The organism is Kordia algicida OT-1, from assembly GCF_000154725.1.
Taxonomy (GTDB): Bacteria; Bacteroidota; Bacteroidia; order Flavobacteriales; family Flavobacteriaceae; genus Kordia; species Kordia algicida.
The window spans coordinates 1,840,201-1,861,091 of record NZ_DS544873.1 but is presented as its reverse complement, the minus strand read 5'-3'; the positions used below and the strand labels follow the sequence as shown (position 1 = coordinate 1,861,091).

Annotated in this window: 23 protein-coding genes; 8 read left to right on the top strand and 15 right to left on the bottom strand. The window is 33.8% G+C overall.

Annotated elements, in window-relative coordinates; translation table 11 throughout:
• The first annotated feature begins 80 nt into the window (after nucleotides 1-80).
• From KAOT1_RS07900 to KAOT1_RS07890, 3 genes are all read left to right on the top strand, one after another.
• Nucleotides 81-548 carry a hypothetical protein gene (locus KAOT1_RS07900; RefSeq protein ID WP_007094246.1) on the top strand — a complete coding sequence of 156 codons (468 nt, stop codon included), beginning with the start codon at nucleotides 81-83 and terminating at the stop codon, nucleotides 546-548.
• Nucleotides 541-1,077 carry a hypothetical protein gene (locus KAOT1_RS07895; protein WP_007094245.1) on the top strand — a complete coding sequence of 179 codons (537 nt, stop codon included), beginning with the start codon at nucleotides 541-543 and terminating at the stop codon, nucleotides 1,075-1,077. The genes KAOT1_RS07900 and KAOT1_RS07895 overlap by 8 nt, the downstream gene beginning before the upstream one ends.
• A 95-nt stretch (nucleotides 1,078-1,172) precedes the next feature.
• On the top strand, nucleotides 1,173-2,111 hold the full coding sequence (locus KAOT1_RS07890) for a hypothetical protein (RefSeq protein WP_007094244.1): 939 nt from the start codon (nucleotides 1,173-1,175) through the stop codon (nucleotides 2,109-2,111).
• A 192-nt stretch (nucleotides 2,112-2,303) separates the two neighbouring features.
• On the opposite strand, the gene KAOT1_RS07885 is transcribed toward KAOT1_RS07890, so the two are convergent.
• From KAOT1_RS07885 to KAOT1_RS07865, 5 genes are read right to left on the bottom strand one after another with little or no spacing between them, the layout of a single operon-like run.
• On the bottom strand, nucleotides 2,304-2,918 hold the full coding sequence (locus KAOT1_RS07885) for an IMPACT family protein (RefSeq protein ID WP_007094243.1): 615 nt from the start codon (nucleotides 2,916-2,918) through the stop codon (nucleotides 2,304-2,306).
• Nucleotides 2,919-2,937: 19 nt separating this feature from the next.
• Nucleotides 2,938-3,798, bottom strand: a complete 861-nt coding sequence (locus tag KAOT1_RS07880) for a DMT family transporter (protein ID WP_007094242.1) — start codon at nucleotides 3,796-3,798, stop codon at nucleotides 2,938-2,940.
• Nucleotides 3,795-4,409, bottom strand: coding sequence for an HAD family hydrolase (locus KAOT1_RS07875; RefSeq protein WP_007094241.1), 615 nt, complete (start codon nucleotides 4,407-4,409; stop codon nucleotides 3,795-3,797). Before KAOT1_RS07875 ends, KAOT1_RS07880 begins: the two co-directional genes overlap by 4 nt.
• Nucleotides 4,402-5,451, bottom strand: a complete 1,050-nt coding sequence (gene ribD, locus KAOT1_RS07870; protein WP_262494782.1) for a bifunctional diaminohydroxyphosphoribosylaminopyrimidine deaminase/5-amino-6-(5-phosphoribosylamino)uracil reductase RibD — start codon at nucleotides 5,449-5,451, stop codon at nucleotides 4,402-4,404. Before ribD ends, KAOT1_RS07875 begins: the two co-directional genes overlap by 8 nt.
• On the bottom strand, nucleotides 5,448-5,909 hold the full coding sequence (locus tag KAOT1_RS07865) for an LEA type 2 family protein (protein WP_007094239.1): 462 nt from the start codon (nucleotides 5,907-5,909) through the stop codon (nucleotides 5,448-5,450). Before KAOT1_RS07865 ends, ribD begins: the two co-directional genes overlap by 4 nt.
• A 165-nt stretch (nucleotides 5,910-6,074) precedes the next feature.
• On the opposite strand from KAOT1_RS07865, the gene KAOT1_RS07860 reads away from it, so the two are divergent.
• The 4 genes from KAOT1_RS07860 (at nucleotide 6,075) to KAOT1_RS07845 (ending at nucleotide 9,166) form a co-directional block, all read left to right on the top strand.
• Complete coding sequence (locus KAOT1_RS07860; RefSeq protein WP_007094238.1) at nucleotides 6,075-6,647, top strand: pentapeptide repeat-containing protein; 573 nt, start codon at nucleotides 6,075-6,077, stop codon at nucleotides 6,645-6,647.
• A 57-nt stretch (nucleotides 6,648-6,704) separates the two neighbouring features.
• Nucleotides 6,705-7,184 carry a GNAT family N-acetyltransferase gene (locus KAOT1_RS07855; RefSeq protein ID WP_007094237.1) on the top strand — a complete coding sequence of 160 codons (480 nt, stop codon included), beginning with the start codon at nucleotides 6,705-6,707 and terminating at the stop codon, nucleotides 7,182-7,184.
• Between the two features lie 220 nt (nucleotides 7,185-7,404).
• Nucleotides 7,405-8,274 (top strand): peptide chain release factor N(5)-glutamine methyltransferase, encoded by an 870-nt coding sequence (gene prmC, locus KAOT1_RS07850; RefSeq protein ID WP_007094235.1) that lies wholly within the window; start codon nucleotides 7,405-7,407, stop codon nucleotides 8,272-8,274.
• Between the two features lie 319 nt (nucleotides 8,275-8,593).
• Complete coding sequence (locus KAOT1_RS07845) at nucleotides 8,594-9,166, top strand: LOG family protein (RefSeq protein ID WP_007094234.1); 573 nt, start codon at nucleotides 8,594-8,596, stop codon at nucleotides 9,164-9,166.
• Here the strand turns inward: KAOT1_RS07845 and KAOT1_RS07840 are convergent.
• From KAOT1_RS07840 to KAOT1_RS07820, 5 genes are read right to left on the bottom strand one after another with little or no spacing between them, the layout of a single operon-like run.
• The gene (locus KAOT1_RS07840) at nucleotides 9,163-9,672 is read right to left on the bottom strand and encodes a hypothetical protein (protein ID WP_007094233.1); all 510 of its coding nucleotides are present in this window, start codon (nucleotides 9,670-9,672) and stop codon (nucleotides 9,163-9,165) included. The two genes, KAOT1_RS07845 and KAOT1_RS07840, sit on opposite strands and share 4 nt — an antisense overlap.
• Nucleotides 9,673-9,732: 60 nt before the next feature.
• Nucleotides 9,733-10,248 (bottom strand): hypothetical protein, encoded by a 516-nt coding sequence (locus KAOT1_RS07835; RefSeq protein ID WP_007094232.1) that lies wholly within the window; start codon nucleotides 10,246-10,248, stop codon nucleotides 9,733-9,735.
• Between the two features lie 6 nt (nucleotides 10,249-10,254).
• Complete coding sequence (locus KAOT1_RS07830; RefSeq protein ID WP_007094231.1) at nucleotides 10,255-10,755, bottom strand: hypothetical protein; 501 nt, start codon at nucleotides 10,753-10,755, stop codon at nucleotides 10,255-10,257.
• Nucleotides 10,756-10,757: 2 nt separating this feature from the next.
• Entirely contained in the window at nucleotides 10,758-13,292 is a 2,535-nt protein-coding gene (locus tag KAOT1_RS07825; RefSeq protein ID WP_007094230.1) for a beta-mannosidase, read from the bottom strand.
• Nucleotides 13,289-14,014, bottom strand: coding sequence for a copper homeostasis protein CutC (locus KAOT1_RS07820; protein WP_007094229.1), 726 nt, complete (start codon nucleotides 14,012-14,014; stop codon nucleotides 13,289-13,291). Before KAOT1_RS07820 ends, KAOT1_RS07825 begins: the two co-directional genes overlap by 4 nt.
• A 1,174-nt stretch (nucleotides 14,015-15,188) precedes the next feature.
• Between KAOT1_RS07820 and KAOT1_RS07815 the strand changes: the two genes are divergently transcribed.
• Nucleotides 15,189-15,899 (top strand): DUF6261 family protein, encoded by a 711-nt coding sequence (locus KAOT1_RS07815; protein ID WP_007094228.1) that lies wholly within the window; start codon nucleotides 15,189-15,191, stop codon nucleotides 15,897-15,899.
• 10 nt (nucleotides 15,900-15,909) lie between these two features.
• On the opposite strand, the gene KAOT1_RS07810 is transcribed toward KAOT1_RS07815, so the two are convergent.
• The 5 genes from KAOT1_RS07810 to KAOT1_RS07790 form a co-directional block, all read right to left on the bottom strand.
• Entirely contained in the window at nucleotides 15,910-16,965 is a 1,056-nt protein-coding gene (locus tag KAOT1_RS07810) for a bifunctional transcriptional activator/DNA repair enzyme AdaA (RefSeq protein ID WP_007094227.1), read from the bottom strand.
• A gap of 1 nt (nucleotide 16,966) precedes the next feature.
• Entirely contained in the window at nucleotides 16,967-17,722 is a 756-nt protein-coding gene (locus KAOT1_RS07805) for an isocitrate lyase/PEP mutase family protein (RefSeq protein WP_007094226.1), read from the bottom strand.
• Nucleotides 17,723-17,867: 145 nt separating this feature from the next.
• Nucleotides 17,868-19,295 (bottom strand): SLC13 family permease, encoded by a 1,428-nt coding sequence (locus KAOT1_RS07800; protein ID WP_007094225.1) that lies wholly within the window; start codon nucleotides 19,293-19,295, stop codon nucleotides 17,868-17,870.
• A 173-nt stretch (nucleotides 19,296-19,468) separates the two neighbouring features.
• Nucleotides 19,469-20,302, bottom strand: coding sequence for a hypothetical protein (locus KAOT1_RS07795; protein ID WP_007094224.1), 834 nt, complete (start codon nucleotides 20,300-20,302; stop codon nucleotides 19,469-19,471).
• Nucleotides 20,303-20,332: 30 nt separating this feature from the next.
• Nucleotides 20,333-20,890 (bottom strand): carboxymuconolactone decarboxylase family protein, encoded by a 558-nt coding sequence (locus KAOT1_RS07790; protein WP_007094223.1) that lies wholly within the window; start codon nucleotides 20,888-20,890, stop codon nucleotides 20,333-20,335.
• Nucleotide 20,891: the final 1 nt, after the last annotated feature.

The window sequence follows — 20,891 nt, the reverse complement described above, 5'->3', positions numbered from 1 at the left end:
TTATCTGGCAAAACTTTACAAAATTGTAAACTATTTTAAAATGAATTACAAAATTCGGAAACAAATTTGTATCTTTAAACATGATAATCATTGAAAAGGCAACAGGAAATTCACATCCAATAGAAATAGTTCCTGTTGAAATTACTGATTATAAACATTTAACTAAAAAGCGGTATTTCTTTCATTGGAAAGATGAGAAAAAATTTGAAGTATATAAACTCAGGATCATCAATTCAACAGATATTTTGGGATTGATTTCTTTAGAGCGAATTCCAAATGAATGGCGTGTGCACATACGATTACTTACGGTTTCTGTTGAAAATAAAGGAACACATAAAACCTTTGACAACATTGCGGGAAACTTAATAACTTTTGCCGCAAAAATTGCCATCTTGGAATATGCAGAAATGGCATGTGTTTCGCTTCGACCCAAAACAGAAATTGCCAAACATTACATTGAAAAGTACCAAATGACAGCTACAGGAATTACGCTGAGTATTGAAATGCCAGAAATTTTACATTTAATAAATCGATTTGACCATGACTAAAGATAAAAATATAGCTCCCGAATTTGGTGTAGATAGTAGATATACTTCAAAAAAAGAATATCAATCGGAAGCAACAGCTTTGATGGAAGCGCGTTTGCAACGTATGAAAGGCGTATCAAAAGATGATATCATTCGAGCAAAACTTTTACAATTAAAGTTGCAAATGCAGGAATTTATCAAACAAACTACACATCAAAAGAAACATTATTTTTCGGAGTTTTTACAACAATATATAGATAGTATTTACTCAAAAAGAGCTGTTTTTGCCAAAGATATTGGCATTACGCCTGTACAATTGAGTCAAATAATAAACAATCATCGTGCGCCACAAGATGATTTTATGCTAAAGCTCATGATTCATTCTGAAATGATTTACAAAAACGTTTGTACGTTTCAAAAAGAACTTTGGTATCAAGTCTATTTTCATGAAAAGTTATGCAATACGATGGCTACACAACAAGAATGGCAATCTAAGCTTGAAAAAGATGTTGTTGTGAGTGAGCCTATTTTGAAGTATGGGAAGAAATAGGGGGTAACTTTGCTGAATTTGCAATGAAATGCTTTAAGCTTTTGCTTGAAAAAGCATCGTCAATTTACTCTTAAATTTAAAATAAAATTATAGTTATGAATAAATTTTCACATGGATTTTATCGCTTCATTAATAAAAAAAAAGAAAGTGAATTTGAACCAATATTTAAGGAATTCAAAGATCAAATTAATATCTATCAAAGACAATTAGATTTGACTCTCAAATCGTACGTAGATGAATGGAATGAAGAAATAAATAAGAATGATGAAAATTATAAAGCTTTGATGGATGGAGCAGAAAAGATTTATAATGATATAATTAAAGGTAGCGATTCGGATGAAAATTCTCATAGCTATGCTTCACATGCAGCTGGATTCGATAGTATAGAATACGAGCATAGTACTGTAAAAGAAGATATTGACAAAGAATATATAGGTTTTTTAGATTTGTATAGTAAATCTGTATTAATCGCTCTTTATTCGCTAAATGAAAGTAAATTGAATCAAATCATTGAGTCTTCTTCAGTAATTTTTGATAAAAAAATAAAACCGTCACATTTAGATAGTAGAGATTATCTTAATTCTTCTATCATTTATTTAAATCTTGTGTTAGATATTGAAACTAAAACCATTGAGAGTTATTTAACTAAATTGAAAGATATTCAGTTTTTAAGAAATAGTATTATTCATAATAATTCGATTTTTATTGAAAAAGAAAAAGTTACATATATTATCGATAAACATAAGGGTGAACTGAAACTTGATGATAATGGATTTTTAATGATTATAAGAGGAAGCTTTATTCGAGAGTTTTTTTTAATACTTAAAAGTTTTTACGAAGAATTATTTTGGCTTATTGATATTAAACAAGAATTAAAAACAATAAAAAATGGATTAGTTTTTTGGTTAGGAATAATTGATAAAAAAATACAAATAGAGAAACTTAATTTAGAAAAAAAGACTGATAAAGAAAAAAAATATATTTTAAAGTTGTCTTCGAAGATAAGAGTATTAAAGATTTTGAATGCAAAATAATATTAAAAAAATCAGAAAACGATAAGTTTGAATATACCAATCAAATAAGTAATGAAAAAATAACTGATCTTTTGGAATATGAAAAAACAGTTAGTGGTTACCATCTTAAAAATGTATTTGAGCCTTTTAATATAACTTCAAGTCCTTATGACATGAAAATTATAGTTTACTAATTTTTTAACTAAGGATAATTTACTCCACTTCCGCAATCGAAATCTCATACAAATTTTCAAACAACTCAAAAATCTGTTGTGCATCTTTCTGACGAACAGAAATGGTAATACGACAATCCATTTCTAGTTTCTGTGTGATAATATTGAGGTTTCGTTCTTTGATAACACGCATCACTTTGTTCATATTCTTATAATCAAACACGAGTAAATAATCAACATTAATTGTTTTTTCAAGGATTTCAGAAGCTTCTAGCGCTAGTTGTGCGCCTGTACGATATGCGTTAATCAATCCGCCAACTCCTAATTTCGTTCCTCCAAAATAACGTACCACGACAATCAGAATATTTGTGACATCAAACGACTGAATCTGTCCATAAATCGGCATTCCTGCACTGTTAGAAGGTTCGCCATCGTCATTGGCACGAAAGCGAAACGGTTCACTTTTGCCCAATTGCCAAGCATAACACCAATGTCGAGCCGAATGATGACTTTTTTTTAAAGCTTCCAAATGTTGCTTAATATCGTCTTCATTCATCACAGGAAATGCGTAGCCAAAAAACTTACTATTTCGATCTTTAAACAATACTTCTTCCGAAGGTGTATCAATGGTTTTATACGTGTCTTTTGTTTCCAAATATAAAGTTATTTAATATTTACGCCGAAACCGCAATCATTGCAATACTCACAATTGCAATGGCAATTCCAATCCAGTTTTTTGTGATTAATTTTTCTTTAAACAAGATAATTCCAAAGATAGTGGATAACATTACAATCGCTACATTATTAATAGGGAAAACCGTTGAACTATCACCCAAATTCTCAGGACGCAACGCTTTTAATAAAAAGACAATAGAGTAGAAGTTGGGAATTCCAAGTGCGATTCCACCCAAAATCGTTTTTCCTGTAATTTTTAAATCACCACGAATAATCGCAACAACCAAACCAATAATAAAAGCACAAGCAAAAATCGCAGCCGAAAATACAGGTGTTTCTCCATCTGCAACATATTTGGTTTCCATATATTTTATAGTCGTATCAATAACTCCTGATCCTAAAAATAGCAACACAGGAAAAAGTAATTTTTTACGATCAAACGAACCGCCATCTTTTTTCACTGTCGTTAAATACACTGCCAATAACGCTAAAATGATTCCAGCAACTTTTAGTAAACTCAACTGTTCTTTATAGACAACAACCGCAAAAATTACGGGAATTACGACCGACATTTTACTAGCCACAGAAGCCACTGAAAGTCCGTTGCGTTGCGCTGTTGTTGCCATCACCATAAAAATTGCAATAAATAAAAAACCCAAAGCAACTGCGCCAATCATAAACGGACGTTGTACAATTTCGGGAATAGTGATTCCGTTTCCATAAAAGAAAAACCCGCAACTAAAAGCTGTCAAATAATTGATAACAATCGCTTGGAATGTATTTACTTGAAACTTGTCAAACAGTTTAAAAATGACAAATAAAAAGCTAGAAACTAAGACACTTAAGATGAGATAAATCAAAATAATTCCTTTTTATGAGTGAACAAATCTACGACATCTTCTTTGCCTGGCATCAAATTCCATACATGAATCCCAAGTGTTTTTGCAGCATCTGTGTTTTCGGCAGTATCATCAATAAATAAAGTTTCAGCAGCTTTTAAATTGTTTTCTTGCAAGACAAATTCATAAATATTGGTATCAGGTTTTCGCATGTGAATTTCATGCGATAAATAAAATTGTTCAAAATTTACTTTAAAATCGTCATACAATTCCATTCCCCAATCTTTCTGAATCCACGAAATATGCAAATCATTGGTATTGCTCAACAAAAACAAACGATATTTTTTGTCTTTTGCAAGTTGTTTGATGAAGTCTAATCGATGTTTCGGACAATCTAATAGAATAGCATTCCAAGCGTCAATCAAAGCTTTTTTTGTCGTATTTGGAAATTCTTGATGGTAAAAATCAACAAAGCTTTCTGTCGAAATTAATCCTTTTTCATACGCTTGATTTTTTGCGACCATTTCAGGTGTAAAATCGTCAATACCCAACTTGTGCAATTCGCGCGCAGTCGCTGGTTTATCTAAGTTGATAAAAATATCGCCGTAATCGAAAATGATGTTTTTAATCATTATAAAAAATGTGTAATGAATTGTCTAAAATAATTTTTTCTGATGAAGAATTTCCTGTGAGTTTTGGCGCTTTAATTCCTTGTTGAAACAATATATTTCCTTTAAAAACGCGCGCTTCATCCCAAAGATTAGCATCCATAAAGGTCTGTAAAGTTTGTTTTCCACCTTCAATAATAACCGATTGTAATTCGTGTTGAAACAAAACGTTACAAATTTGTTGTGCTAAATTCTCTGAGAAATCAATCGTTTCAAAGATGAGGTTTTCCGTAGAAGCTTTCTCAACTTCTGTCAATACAATCGTTTTAATCGTTTGATCGAAAAGTGAATAATTTTCTGGAATTCGCAAACTTCTATCCAACACAATTCGCACAGGATTTTTTCCGTGCCAATCGCGTGTATTCAATTTCGGATTGTCTGTAATTGCCGTATTCGTTCCGACTAAAATTGCAGTTTCTTCACTGCGCCATTTATGAACGAGTTGTCGTGAAAATTTATTCGTAATCCAATTGGGTTGCACAGGATCATTTTCTTGACGAATTTTATCAATAAAACCATCTTGCGTCTCTGCCCATTTCAAAATCACATACGGGCGTTTGTGCTGATGAAAGGTAAAAAATCGTTTGTTGGAAGCGATACATTCGTCTTTCAATACATTCAAAATGACTTCACAACCGGCATTTTGAAGTTTTTCAATACCTTTTCCAGCCACTTTTGCAAATGGATCAATCGTTCCAATAACCACTTTTGGAATCTGATGTTTGATGATTAAATCGCTACACGGCGGCGTTTTTCCAAAATGACTACACGGTTCTAAAGAAACATACATAGTAGCTTCTTTTAACAACGATTTGTCTTTTACAGAATGAACCGCGTTCACTTCCGCGTGATTTCCGCCATAAGCGCTCGTATAACCTTCGCCAATAATCATGTCATTATGCACAATTATAGCGCCAACCGACGGATTTGGCATCGCAGTTGGCAAACCATTTGCAGCCAATTGCAAACAGCGTTTCATGTATATTTCGTGTGTGTCTGACACTATATTTTTATTTTAACTTCTTGGGTTCTATCGACTTCGTAATCGTATGAAAAACCAAATTTTGTATACGTAATCGTACCTTTATATTGAACGTTCATTTTTTTATTCACCAAACTATTCAGAATTCCGCCAAGCAATCCGCCTTTATTCTTTTCAAAAACTTCTTTTGTCGGAACAACGACTTTTAGCGGAATCGTAAATTCATCGCGAGCGGGAACGTCAAACACTTTCGAGCTCATTTTTGCGACAGGAATTCCATCAATAATCACATCAATATTTTTACTTTCCAAGCTTCCACCAACATCATTCTGATTTAAAAAATAAGCATCTGCCGTAAGCACAATACTGTCCAAACTTGATGAAACTACTTGCATATTATCAACCTTTACAAACAATGGTTTTTCTTTAACAACACAGCTTACAAGAAGCAATAGCAAGGGAATGATGATGAGTTTTTTCATTTTAAATATTAGATTTTATCCTATGGTGATGAAAAACTAAATAAAGTTTCGTTTAGCGAAATTTGTTTTTATAAAAACGATCAACACAACGCGCAACAACCAACCAAATTTAGTATCTTCACAGTCTCGCAAAACTACATAAATTCTATTTGAAGCAGACACAAAATGAGTCAAGAATTCTATCACGATCAAACTTTTACACAAATTGATTACACAAAAGAAACTTTCCCGAAAGGCGAATATGACAATTGTACGTTTGTCAACTGTAAGTTTGAAGACGTTTATTTGGCAACCGTAACGTTTATGGAATGTACGTTTGATACGTGCGATATGACGAATGCAAAAGTGAAAAGTACGTCGTTTAACGAAGTCAATTTTATAAATTGTAAGTTGTTAGGAATCGATTTTAGTTTGTGCAATGATTTTATGTTTTCAGTCAATTTTCAAGATTGTAATTTGGAATTGACCGCTTTCGCGGAATTGACAATGAAACAAACAATTTTTAAAACGTCTAACTTACAAAAAGCAGATTTCACAGGGACAAATTTAGAAAGTGCCGTATTTGATGATTGCGATTTAAAAAATGCTATTTTTGAACAGACAAATTTAGAAAAAGCAGATGTACGTTTTGCCAGAAACTACACAATTGATCCAACACAAAATCGGTTGAAAAAGGCAAAATTCTCACGATCGGAAATTCATGGTTTGTTGCGCAATTATGATATTGATATAAGTTAGAACTTTGCGATGGATGCGTAAAATTTTTAAATCTTTGAATCATTCAATAATAAAAAAATGACAATAAGAAAAATACAACCACATGACAATGCAGCGATAGCAGCGTGCATTCGGTTGGCAATTCCTGAGTTTGGAATGCCAAAAGTTGGTACAGCGTATGAAGATGCTGAAACAGATGCAATGTTTGAAGCCTACCAAGGCGAACGCGAAGTGTATTATGTAATTGAGGAAGATGGCGAAGTTGTTGGTGGTGCAGGAATCAAAGGATTGCGTGACAATACTACGAATGTTTGTGAACTGCAAAAAATGTATTTTTTAAAGAAAACTCGTGGAAAAGGCTACGGAAAGTTGCTATTTGAAAAGTGTTTACAAACCGCAAAAGAATTTGGATATGCGCAATGTTACTTAGAATCATCCCCAAAATTTAAAGCAGCCATTCATATTTACGAACTGTTCGGATTCAAACATTTAGACAAACCTTTGGGAAAAACAGGTCATTATTCTTGTGATGTTTGGATGTTGAAGGAATTGGAGTAGGATTTGAAATTGCTTTGCTTTCTAGGTATTAATTAGGGAATAGGAATTTGGTATTAGGGATTAGTGTTGTTTCAAATGTCATATTGAACATAGTCGAGATAGCTTTGAAATCAAAACAGATTAGAATTAATATAGTTTAAATGCTAAATGTTGAATTTTTAATTACTTTCGAAGCGAAATTGTACTTCCTTGAAATCAAAAAAAAAAAACCTGAAACCCCTTGAAATTAAAAGACATACAACACATATTTCATCAAGAATTAGATGATACATTCGGAAAGAACGAAGTAGATAGTTTCTTCTTTATGCTTACAGAAGCATATTTTAATTTGGAACGTTTTACCTTGGCGTTAGATCCTGAGTTTACGATTTCGAAAGAACAAGAAACACCAATGTTTCAAGCGTTAAGCGAATTAAAACTCGAAAAACCAATTCAGCATATTCTTGGGAAAGCACATTTTTTTGGTTTAGATTTTATTGTGAACGAACACACTTTAATTCCACGACCTGAAACAGAGGAATTGGTAGCGTTAATTTTAGAAAATATAAAGTATAGTTCCAAAAGTAAAAATCTCCGAATTTTAGATATTGGTACGGGAAGCGGCTGCATTCCAATTGCATTGAAAAAAAATCTTCCTGATGCTAACATTTTTGCTATTGATATTTCTGCGGAAGCGTTAAAAGTTGCACGTAAAAACGCAGAAAACAATGATGTTTCTGTCGAATTTGTAAAGGCTGATGTATTGTCTTTGGAAGATTTAAATATATTTAGCGAGAAAAAATATTTTGACATTATTGTGTCCAATCCGCCGTATGTGCGAAATTTAGAAAAAGCAGCGATGCGTAAAAATGTTTTAGACTACGAACCTGAAACTGCATTATTTGTCGAAGATAAAAATCCGTTGATTTTTTATGATAAAATTGCCGATCTTGCAAAAGCACATTTGGTGAAAAACGGAAGTCTGTATTTTGAAATCAATCAATATTTAGGAAAGGAAATGATGGAATTAATGGAAGAAAAAGATTTCTCAACTATCGAATTACATGGAGATACTTTTGGTGTTGACCGAATGATTGCGTGTATGTTGTAGTAGTTTTGAGATATTAGTTTTGAGGTATTAGTATTGAGTATTGAGAAGTTTCGAAGTATATTTTGAGTTAATTTAATGTAAAGTGTAAACAGATTAACTTTAAAGAATATCAGAAACGTCACTACGAGGAGTTTACGACGTGGTAGTCTGTTTATCATAGTAAATAATTTCTATTTGAAGCCAAAGATTGCCACGATTTTATCTCGCAAAGACAAATCATAGTGTTTATTAAAAAGTAAGTAGTTTTACAAACAAAAAACAAAAAAAACTGTCCCATCGAGCGCAGTCGAGATGAAAACACAAAACACAACCAAACAAAATGAAAACCATCGCCGTATATTGTGGAAGTAGTTTAGGAAACGATCCGAAAATCGTTAAAGATGCTTTTGAGCTTGGAAAGGCTTTCGCAGCTCAAAACATAACCTTAGTTTATGGCGGATCGCAAATAGGAATTATGGGAACGGTTGCAAATGCAGTATTGGAACATGGCGGAAACGTCATTGGCGTGATTCCGCAGTTTTTAAAACGAAAAGAAATTGAACATACAGGACTTACAAAGTTGTATACCACGCAAACCATGGTGGAACGTAAGATGAAAATGATTGAACTCTCAGAAGGTTTTATTGCACTTCCTGGCGGATTCGGCACTTTAGAAGAACTTTTTGAAGTGACTACCGCTTTACAATTGGCACAAATAGCACATCCTGTAGCAATTTTAAACAGCAACGGTTATTACGATGAACTCATTGCTATGATGCAAACCATGATGCAAAAAGGACTGCTCAAAGAACAAAATTTCGAACTGTTGATTATTGAAAAAGACATTCAAAAGTTGTTGGAACGCATGCGAAATTTTGTTCCAAAAACAACGCCAAAATGGATTACAAATTAGTTCTCTCGAAATCCGCTCATTCCGATAAGTTTGTAACTTTTGTCTTTCATAATTAGGGCAGATAATCTAATCGTATACGGTTTGTCGTCATGTTTGAAGCTTAATGTACCTCTCGTACCTTTAATATTGTCTTGCTCACGTTCTTCAAAAGTGTAATCTTCATAAGTAATATCTTTCCAAACAATCCCATATTTATCAGCAGATTCTTTTAGTTTATTAAAAGTTCTTTCCATGTTAGCATTGTATTTTTCTGGAGTTAAATCTTCAATTTCTTTTAATCCTCTTTCACTGATTTTATCGGCATTTTCTTTTCCAAACGCTTTTACATCTTCAAGCGTAAAAAGTGCTTTTATATATTCTTCTTTAGATAGTTTGTCCATTTTTTTTAAAATGGTCATGGCATGTTTTCCGACATCTTCAGGTTTTTTAATAGTAGTCGAATTTTCACAGGAAATAAATAATACAGAAACAATTAAAAGAGTAAAGATGTGATGTGCTTTTTTCATGGATTTGGTTTTGATAAGTGCTTAAAGATATAACAATTCACGAAAGAATCGGTACGGGATTCACTCAAATGTTCGTTCTTCTTCACGTTTGAGTCTTCCCAAACCTAATAAACCAAACGCATCATCAAATTCCATCGAATAGACTTTTATTCTGTATGTTTGATTGTTTGCTTTAAAATATAAAGTTCCTGTATATCCAATCATGGAATTATTTTGAGTGGCTTTGTATTCGTAATCAAGGTATTCAATTTGACTTAAATGCACATAATTATCAATCGCTTCTTGTGTAATATCATGGTAAATTCTGTCAATATCCTTGTTGTATGTATCAACGTCCATTGTTGAAGCTTTATCTCTAAATTCATCACTAACTGCTACTTCTTCAAGCACATTTTTAATTTCATCCAAGGTTATAAAATGTGTGCGAAATGCTTCTTTATCAAGCGTATCTAACGTCGTTAGAATGTCGAATACATGTTTGCCAACGTATTTTTGTGGAATGTTTTTAGGCGACTCGCAAGCACTGAAGGAAAACCACAAGATGAAAGCAATAAGTAAGAAGCTGATTTTTTTCATGTTGATTTACTTTCTAACAGGTTCAAAATTTGCCAAACTATACAAGCGTTGTTTATCATTAACTGCAAACGAAATTATTTTTGCCACATACTCTTTTTCGTTATTTACAAAAACCACATAACCATCATGAAACAGAATGCCGCTGTCGGCGCGTGTTTGATACACATATTCTTTAAATGTGATTGTTTTCCAATCAATAGTATGACGCTCGCCCGATTCTTTAATCATTTCATAGGCTTGTTGTAATTTTTTATCGTGTGTTTCTTGAGAAACTTTTGTGACAGCATTTCGAAACGTTTCTTTGATTGCAGTATCTTTTGCAAACACGCGCAATTCTTCAAGCGAAATAAAGTGTTTATTAAAATCGGCTTGTGAAATGGTTTGCATTTTTTGTAGCAATTCAAACGTATGTTTTCCAACTAGTTCTGCTGGTTTTGGTTGCGAAGAAGTACAACTAATGATTGTTGAAACCACAACGAAAGCTAGAATATAGATTGATTTTTTCATGTTTATAAAGATAGTTTTTCTTGAATTCCATTCAGCGTTTTTATTGCTAAATCATCAATAGCAGATGCTTCGGTTTTAAAAGTAATGGTAATCGTTTGATTTGGCAAAATATCAAAGAAATTATCTGAAAAATGTCCTTTGGCTTTTGTGTAAAGGAAAACGTCTTTTTGCAAGGTTTTGGCAGAAAGTTCAATGGTAAATCCTGTTTCGGTTTTTGTCACTTCCGTGGAAACGTCTTGCGGCGATAATTTTAAATCTTTTGGTCGAGTCACATAGAATAGGGAAGAAGTTGTGTTTGAAATTGAATCTGAACTTGAACTTGAATTTGACGTGAATGTTCCGCGCATCACATAGGCACTTGGAGCTATTTTGATGTGTGCTACAGGAGTTCGCGCTACCAATTGACTCGTATTTGGCGCAATGGTTAATCGTTGTTGTACATTGTGAATGTTTTTTCCGTTAAAATCTACAAAGTCCAAAAAGAAATCACCTTTTAATGGCGCTAGTTTATCAGAAACGATATAGGTTTTTATGGTATCATTTTCCACTACAGAAGAAATCAAGACATCTTCAAAAGATTTTTTAGCTTTATAATGCAAGGCTTTCCAATTTCCTATAAAATCTATGCTCGACCATGAAACAACAGGCCAGCAATCGTTCAACTGCCAATACAAACTTCCCATACAATACGGCATGGCGCGGCGTTGTGCTTCCATTCCTAAAGTCATTCCTTTGGCTTGCGTTAATTGACTCATATATACATAATCGTCTCCCGAAGTCGGCACAGGATAATCACGTTCCATATATTCCCGAATCAGCTTGAAACCTCTCGGATGTTTTTGATGTGTTATGTAACTATCGTGATTGATACTGATACTATCTTCTTGTGTAAACATGCGAATAGCTTCATACGATGGAAATGACTGAAAACCGAATTCGCTCATAAAACGCGGTACTTTTTCTTCAAAACGTTCAAATGGATATGCATCGTGCCAAACGCCCCAATCGTGTGCATCACCTTCAAATTGAAATCTTTTGTCTCCACGTCCGTAGCTCGGCGAACTTTCCCAATAATCAATCTCAGGATTTAGTTTTGCCACAGTTTTTGGCAAAATACGATCAAAAACCGCCAAATAACTATTCCAGATTTCTTCTTTTTGTGCTTCCGTTTTATCCGCTTGCCAGCCCCAACGATGCCAAGCTTCATTGTTTTCATTGTTTCCGCACCACAACGCAATTGAAGCATGATTGCGAAGTCGTTTTACTTGATCGATTGCTTCTTGCTCTATGTTTTTTAAAAATGCCTTGTCTCCAGGATACATCGCGCAAGCAAACATAAAATCTTGCCACACCAATATTCCTTTTTCATCACATAATTCGTAAAAAATATCGTTTTCATAAATACCGCCGCCCCAAACGCGCAACATGTTCATATTGGCGTCTACAACATCGTTTAAGAGCTTTTCGTAATGCGCATCTGTTACTTTGTCTTGCATGCTGTGTTGCGGAATGTAATTGGCACCTTTCATAAACACAGGAATGCCATTGAGTTTAAAATAGAATGTTTCTCCTTTTTCGTCTTTTTCTCGAATGAGTTTGATGGTTCGCAATCCAATTTTTGCTGTTTGCTGTGCTTTTAAATGTTTTCCTTCTTTTAATGTAATGTCAAAATTATACAAATACGGTTCGCCCAAATTATGTGTCCACCAGCGTTGCGGATTTTTTATTTGAAGATTGGTCGCATACGTATGTGTTCCTTTTTTAACAGGCGATTTTACCGTATGTGTGGTATTGTCATATTTTATTTCAAAGCTTGTTTCTTCTACTGCTTCATCTGACGAAATCGTATATAAAACGCTGAGTTGAGCGAGCGAATCTGTAAGTGTTTCTTGTTTAAAATGCACATCTTGCAATCGCATATTGTTCCATGAAGTAATTTTGATTGGTTTCCAAATTCCTGAGGTATTAATAATTGGTCCCCAATCCCAACCGTATTGAAATTGTGCTTTTCTAGTAAAAACTCGTGCGCCAGGTGGCAATACATAATCGAGTTTAGCCGCTTCTTTTTCTTCGTGAGTACTGGTTTTTTGGAATTCAATTCGCAATGAATTGTTGGCTTTTGCTAGGTTTTTAATGTTAAATTTCCAAGTTCGGAAGGCATTGTCTGTTTTTCCTAGTAATGAATCGTTGAGGTAAATGGTTGCGTAGGTATCCAAACCTTCAAACGTAAGTTCGATATGTGATTTTTCTAAAGTTTTTTCATCAAGATTTAATGTAGTTTGGTATTCCCAATTTTTCGTAGGAACCCATTGTACATTGAGTTCGTTTGAACCTATAAACGGATCTGGAATTTTATTATGAGCTAATAAATCAGAGTATACATTCCCGGGAACGGTTGCTGAATTCCAAGTTGTATCGGTTTGTTGTTTAAATTCCCAGCCTTGATGAATGTTTACTACCGTTGGTCGGTCGTCTTTTGCGCAACTATTAAAGAGTATGGCGATTGCCAGAAGTATGTAAAAGTGTTTTAGGTTCATGAATTGATGCGTTCTAAAATTTGTTGAATTTTTTCTTTGTTGGAAGTCGCAATACGCGTTTCATTAAACAGTTTGGTACTGTTCATGCTAATTTTTGGAATGTTGATGGATTGATGAATGCTTGTTGCAGAAGCGTGAATTTCCTGAAAACCACTTTCTTTAAAGAGATAGGCATTGCTCGGATTGATTCCGCCACCAGGCATAATAATGAATTCATTTTCAGTGAGTTCTTGTAATTCTTGTAAAAGTAAAATACCTTTTTCGGCACTTTCTGCTTGTCCAGAAGTCAACACGCGATCTACGCCCAAAACTGCCAATTCTAATATCGCTTCTAGCGGATTTGGAACCCAATCAAAACCACGATGAAAGGTGAATGTCATCGGTTTGGCAAGTTCCATAAGTTCTTTTGTACGTTCCGTATCAATCGTTTGGTCTTGTTGTAAAATTCCTGAAACGATTCCGGCGCAGCCTAATTCTTTACACAAGAGAATATTCTCCTTCATAATGTCAAATTCACTACGAGAATAGGTAAAATCGCCACTTCTTGGGCGAATTAATACATGCACAGGAATTTTTACATCGCTCATTACTTTTTTGAGCAATCCGTAAGAAGGTGTAATGCCGCCAACTGCCAATTCGGAACACAATTCAATGCGATGTGCGCCCGCTTTTTGGGCATTGATAGCAGATTCATAAGAGTTAGCGCAGATTTCTAGGAGCATGTTTTTTTTAATTAAGAATTATGAATTAAGAATTATGAATTAAGAGTTATGAGTTATGAATTATGAATTATGATGGTTGATTTCGACAAGCTTTTTGTAAACAGCTTTGGTTTTGTATACTGAACTTGCTAAAGTATCAAATATATCATTTAAAAATGTTTTTTGTTTAGTGTAATATATCATTTGTTGATACGAAATTGATTCAATGTAGCTATTCGTATTTATGAATGGTAGTGTACAAGTAAATTTGTAAGTACTGTTTTGTTTTTTGAATAAAACCTTTTTAGATTAGAATTCGCTTGTTTGGGAAATCACAATACTTATGATACAACTAAAGTGATTGAAAATTATAGACAAAAAAAACGCCATCATACTCATGGCGCTTAAAAAATAATTGCTTAAATCTAAATTACCCCCATAATCTAGTCAAACTAATTTTTATTGTATATACTTTCTATTTTTTTGAATCGTTTCTGTATCCTATTTTGGGTTATTGATTGTAGGTTTTACTTTTAATTTTAGTACAGCTATCAAACTGAGTATTATTGAGATTATGGTAAACTTTTAAAATGTGCTCAAAGTAACGAGGACTAATTTTAATTCATTTTATGCTTCCATGAATTAATTATTATTCATTTGTTAAGTCCGTTTGTGGTTGTTTTTTGAATTGGATTGCTGCTAAAATTTGAAGAATTTCTATATCGCACTAATGTATTTGGATATTTTGAGCGGTGGCATTTTAGAAAATTTAAAAAGAGGGTTCAAAATACTTGCAAATGATAATACAATTAAAAATAATTATTTTATAAACTTAGAAGCTTGGAATTTACAGTAAGGTTTCAGGTGAGTTTCCTAAATTGTGGGAAGTTTGCTGCATTCTTACTTAATGATTTCCTATCTTCGGGGAAGTTAAAAACATTGCTGTAAAATATTTCCCCGACGTAGGGGAAACTAAAAACATTGCTGTAAAATGTTTCCCCGCTGTAGGGGAAACTAAAAACATTAATGTAAAATGTTTCCCTGTTGTAGGGGAATTAAAAAACATTGATGTAAAATGTTTCCCGCATATAGGGGAATTAAAAAACATTGATGTAAATTTATTCCCGTGTCATATTTATTGATAAAAATGTAATGAAATGACAGAATATGATTAAAAAAATGATAAATATGTAATATGGATACAATTAAGCAACCTATGTTTAGATACTATCGTAATAGTGAGTTTTTGCAATACATGAAAGATGTACTGGCAATAGTAAACAGCGTTGACGTGTTATCGTTGCAACTTACCGAGCAAGTACAATTGTTGACGATGCATACCAATAAATTATTGGAAGTATTTGAACAGGAGAAGCAACAAAAAATCACAGAAGCTTTGCTGGTATTGGATGCCAAACGTGATAGTTTGTTTATAGGAATAAAGCGTTTGTTGGAAGGAAATACACATCATTTTGATTTTATAAAACAAGCAGCCGCCAAGCGATTGTTGTCACATTTGGAGAGTTATGGAAAGGATATTACTCGAATGAGTTACCAAGCAGAAACAGCCGTGATTGATAGTATGTTATCAGAATGGCATGCGGAAGCCAATTTGCAGGAAGCTATTGTTTTACTTGAACTTACTGAATGGACGGAAGCGCTACAAGACAGCAATACACAATTTGGAGAACTTTATGTAACTAGAATTGCGGAAACTGCCGCTACTAAAAAACCTAGTTTTTCTAGCTTGCGTACGGATGCAAAAAAGGCATACCGTGCATTTATACATCGTATAGAAGCCTTTGTTGTACTAAATATAAATGAAGCATATACACAGTTGCAACGTGAGATTTATGAGTTGACAAAACAATATAATCAACTGGTAAAGGCACGTAAGAATACTTGAACATGAAAAGTTACGTATTGTTATTTTCTTCATGCTGAATTAGCCATTTTTTTCGCTCAATTCCGCCGCCATAGCCAATCATTTTTCCATCTTTTCCAATGACTCTGTGACAAGGTATGATGATGGAAATTCTGTTATGACCATTTGCGGAAGCTACTGCTCTTATTGCTTTTGGATTATTTATTTTTTCAGCTTGTTTTTGATAGGTTGTAGTTGTTCCATATGCGATGTCTTGCAAACAGTTCCAAACGGAGTTTTGAAAAGCTGTACCTGGAGTATCAAGTGTTACTTGAAATGTTTTTCTGGCTCCTTTAAAGTATTCTTCAATCTCTTTTTTAGCTTGTTTGATGTGTTCATTTTCGCCCGAAATGATGTTTGCTTTTAATAGTTTTTGTAAGTCTTTAAATTCTGTTTCAAGCTTTCTTCTGTCTACAAATTCTAGCAAACAGATTCCGTTATCAGTTGCGCAAACAAACATGGGACCTAATGGAGTTGTGAGTCGGTTGATAAGAATTATATTTTTGTTTTTGCTGTGTTTGGGAGATTTGCCCACAAGTTTTTTAAAGGTATACCCAAAACCGCTCAAGGATTCGTAGCCTGTATCAAAAGCAGTGTGTGTAGCGTTTTTCCCTTTTTTTAATTCTTGAAAGGCATTGTTTATTCGATACATTCTTTGGTAAGCTTGAAACGTTATGCCGTAATTTTTTTTAAACCATCTGCGCACAACTTCTGGACTGATTCCTTTTTGTCTTAGTTGAACGTCTGTGAGTTTCTCTTTTGGATTTTCTTTGACTAATGTGATGGCATTTTCTACTTGTTCAGGAGCTTGATTTGCATTTTCAGTAGGTTTACAAATTTTACAAGGTCGGTATCCGTTGTCTAAAGCTTCTTTGAATGAAGTGTAAAATACTACGTTTTTTAGTTTTGGTTTTCTTGCTCTACATGTTGCAATGCAAAATACACCAGTTGTTTTTACACCTACAAAAAAAATCCCCACAAAGCGTTGTTCTCTGTCTAATAGTGCTTGATAATACGTTTCTATTTTGTCGTGGTCAGTAATGAGCATTTTAGAAGATTGTTTTAAATGCGTGTTGGTTTAAAATTGTTTGTACTGTTTCTTCAAATGTACCATACATTTTATCGAAAAGAAAATTCCCCATACTGATACGTTTTACTCCTAGTTTTGTTAATGTTTCAAAGTCTGGAAGATTGGGCATACACATTACATTAATGGGCAAATGAGTAGCTGCAACAATAGTTTTAATGTCATCTTCTTTTTCAATACAAGGAGTAAAAATTGCATCTGCTCCAGCATTTTGATATAGTTGAATTCTTTTTTTTGTTTCTTCAATGATGTTTTCTTTGAGCAGTATAAAGGTATCTGTCCGAACGTTTATAAAAATATCAATTGCTTCTTTTTGTAGTTGTTCTTTTATGGTTTTAAGTGTTTTTGCAAAGTCATGTGCGGGCACTAAAGTTCGCGTTTCAGTTACCACACTATCTTCAATATTGATTCCGACGACGCCTAATGCTGCGAGTCTTTTGATATGATTGATAATTTGTGTTGGATTGCGACTGTAACCAGATTCCAAATCAACAGATAGTGGTAGCGTTGTGTGAAGTGCAATTCGCTTAATAATATATTCTAACTCAGAAAACTCCATTTCTTCTCCATCATTATACCCTAAAAGACTAGCAATTGCAGCACTAGAAGTCCCAATTGCTTGAAAGTTTAGTTTTTCGGCAGTTTTTGCGCTTGGTACATCCCAAACATTTGCAATGAGTAACGGTTTTTCTTGTTGGTGTAAATTTTTAAATTCCATTTGTTAACTTTTGATGCAAAGTACGTATGACGAAATTTGGTAGGCAACCGAAAATTGGACATGTATTTTTTATGTATGAGTTTATAAAATTTTACTGCTCAATGTTGAAGATATAGCGAAAAGTGTTTTACTGTAGTTGAATTCGCTATTGAAAACTAAATACTAACGGAATGATAAACTGAAAAAATAATATTAAGAATGCAATCGAAATGATATTAAGTAAAAATCCTGCGCGTGCCATTTGTGCTACTTTTACATGACCGCTTGCAAATACAATAGCGTTTGGCGGTGTAGACATTGGCAGCATGAAGGCGCAACTAGACGCCATTGTTACAGGAATGAGAATGTGTAAGAGATCAATTTTTAATCCGATAGCCACACCAGCTACCATAGGCGCAAAAATAGCGATCAACGCAACATTACTCATCAATTCTGTCATAAATAGCATGACAGCGATTAGAATACTGCAAATGACTAAGATGCTTAGCGTGGTATTGTTGCTTACCGCAGTTCCGATCAAATCAATGATTCCGACGTTTGAGAGACTGCTTGCTAGTGCCAATCCGCCGCCGAATAAGAGGAGAATTCCCCAAGGAAGTCGTTGGGTATCTTCCCAAGCTAGAATGTTCTTGTGTTGGTGTGTTGCTGTAAAACAAGCAAACGCGGCAACAAGACTGATGGTGGTGTCTGATAATGCTAAGTTTGGAAATAGACTGTTGAGGTAGTTTTTTCCAATCCAAAATATGATAGCAGTGATAAAAATAACCATTACGATGATTTCTGAACGGCTAATTTTTCCGAGCTTTTCCATTTCACGATCAATGATTTCTTTTGATGCTTCAAAGGAAGCTAACTTGTTCGGATACATTACTTTTGTCAGTACATAATAGATGAAAAATAGCATGATAATCGCAAACGGAATGCCTATTAGCATCCACTTTACAAAGGAAATGCTGTAACCGTATTCACTTTCCATAAAACCTGCCAAGACAATGTTTGGTGGTGTTCCAATTAAGGTAGCAATACCGCCAACATTGGCTGCATAGGCAATTCCCAACATGATACTCAGCGCGAAGTTTCTATCTTTTTTGGTGAAACCATCTGCATCATTAATTAATAATTCGATCACAGAATAGGCGATAGGAAGCATGACTACGGTAGTTGCCGTGTTGCTAATCCACATGCTTAGAAAAGCAGTTGCCAACATAAAGCCTAAGATGATTTTGTTTGGACTCGTGCCTGTAAGTTTGATAATTCCCAAAGCGACACGTCGGTGCAGATTTACTTTTTCTAACGCAAGTGCCAAGACAAATCCGCCAAAGAATAGGAAAATAATTGGATGTCCGTAGTTGACCGCAACTTCTTTGATCGGCATAATGCCCAAAAGTGGATAAAATGTAAGCGGAATTAATGCGGTGATGGAAATAGAAACTGTTTCGGTAATCCACCATAAAATCATCCACAATGCAACGCCAATTACTTTGTCTGCTTCCGGGCTGATAAGTTCAAAAGGTGCAAAAAAGAACAGTAAACATAATGCGGGACCTAAAAAGAGAATTATTTTTTTCTTCATGAGTGTGTTGAAAATATTGCTATTCTTTCGGAATGATTATAGTTGCAAAATATGAAATAAATTTTATGTCTATACTTTTTACTTTGAAATACTCTTATAATGAGTAATATATAGAAAAAGAGCCATACATTTTCGTATGGCTCTTTTTTGATGTTCTCTGAAGTTTATTTTAATTATTTTAGAAACTCTTTTTTAGTTAAATTGTTGTCAAATTTAATATCAGACCAATTAACTGTAATCCAAGGAGCATCAGTGACATCGGCTTGCCAAGTAGATTTTTTGTATTTACGTTTGGTAGGTATTAAGAAACCATCTATTTTTTCATAATCTATCTGCATAAGTAATGGCTCTTTGACGACACCAAAATCGACAACCGTAAATAAGAATTGATCTACCAAACCTGTTTCTTTGTTGATGTATAGTTGATAGATATCAGTTGGGATATCATTTTTAGACTCGAAAGATACTTTTACGATATCATATTTCTTCGAATCGATTTCTTTTTCGCCAATATATTCGTAGTTCAATCCTGGATCTAATAGTTTTTGGAACATAGTAAACCAATAAAAGTTGGTTGGTCTGTTAAACATTACTCTTTTTAGCGCAGTTGTATCGTTTATAAGTTTTTTATCAACCTTTAGCCAATATTCTTTGCCGTCATACCCTTGTTCTAAGGTACCTTTTAGTTGTGGTAATGTACGCTCATGTTGTATGTATTTACCATAAGATAGTTCATTTTCAAAGATGTATTTTTCGGTTGACTTATCAGATTTACCGTCTGGAGTAGTGTAGGTGTAAGTATATACTACATCTTTTTTAGCTCTTAGTGTTTCATAGTTTCCAACTTTTTGAACTAGCTTATAAATTAGTTCGTGTCCTTTGTTCTGAAAATCAATACTTACGTTTTCTTTTATAGCGATCTTTGTTTCTTCTTTTTTAGAAGTTTCTTTACAGCTTACAGCAATTATGAGTGTGGCGTATAGTATTGCAATTGTTTTTAAATTCATTTTGTTGATTTAGTATAAGTTATAACTAGGTTAAAGTGTTTTAGCTTCCCAAGCAAATTTTTGAAAAGGAGTATCTATAGGTGTATTTGCAATATGATTGGTATAGTTGCTGATTGTTTTTTGTGCAAGTCCTAAAATAATTTCTAACACTTGTTGTTCTCCATAACCAGCCTCATAGAATGCTTGTAAATCTTGTGCTGTAACATGACCTCGATTGTGAAGAATTTTTAAGGTCATTTCTTGTAATGCTTGTAATTTTGAATTATTAAGTTTAGAACCATTCCTTAATGCTTCAGTCAATTCAGGATCTACTTTCATCATGTTAGCAATAGCTGTATGTGCAGGAACACAGTAGTGGCATTTATTTTCTACATTAATCGTTTGCCATACTACGGTAAGTTCTTCAGCGTTAAAAGATGTATTAGAAAATAAGCTATGTAAATTTTTATATGCTTCAAGTGTTTCTGGAGACGATGCTAAAACACCGTGCAAGCCAGGAAGCATTCCGAAGCTTTTTACAGATGCTTCTAGTTGTTCTTTACTACCTTCGGGAGCAGTTTCGATTGTGTGTACTTTTAATGTTGTCATA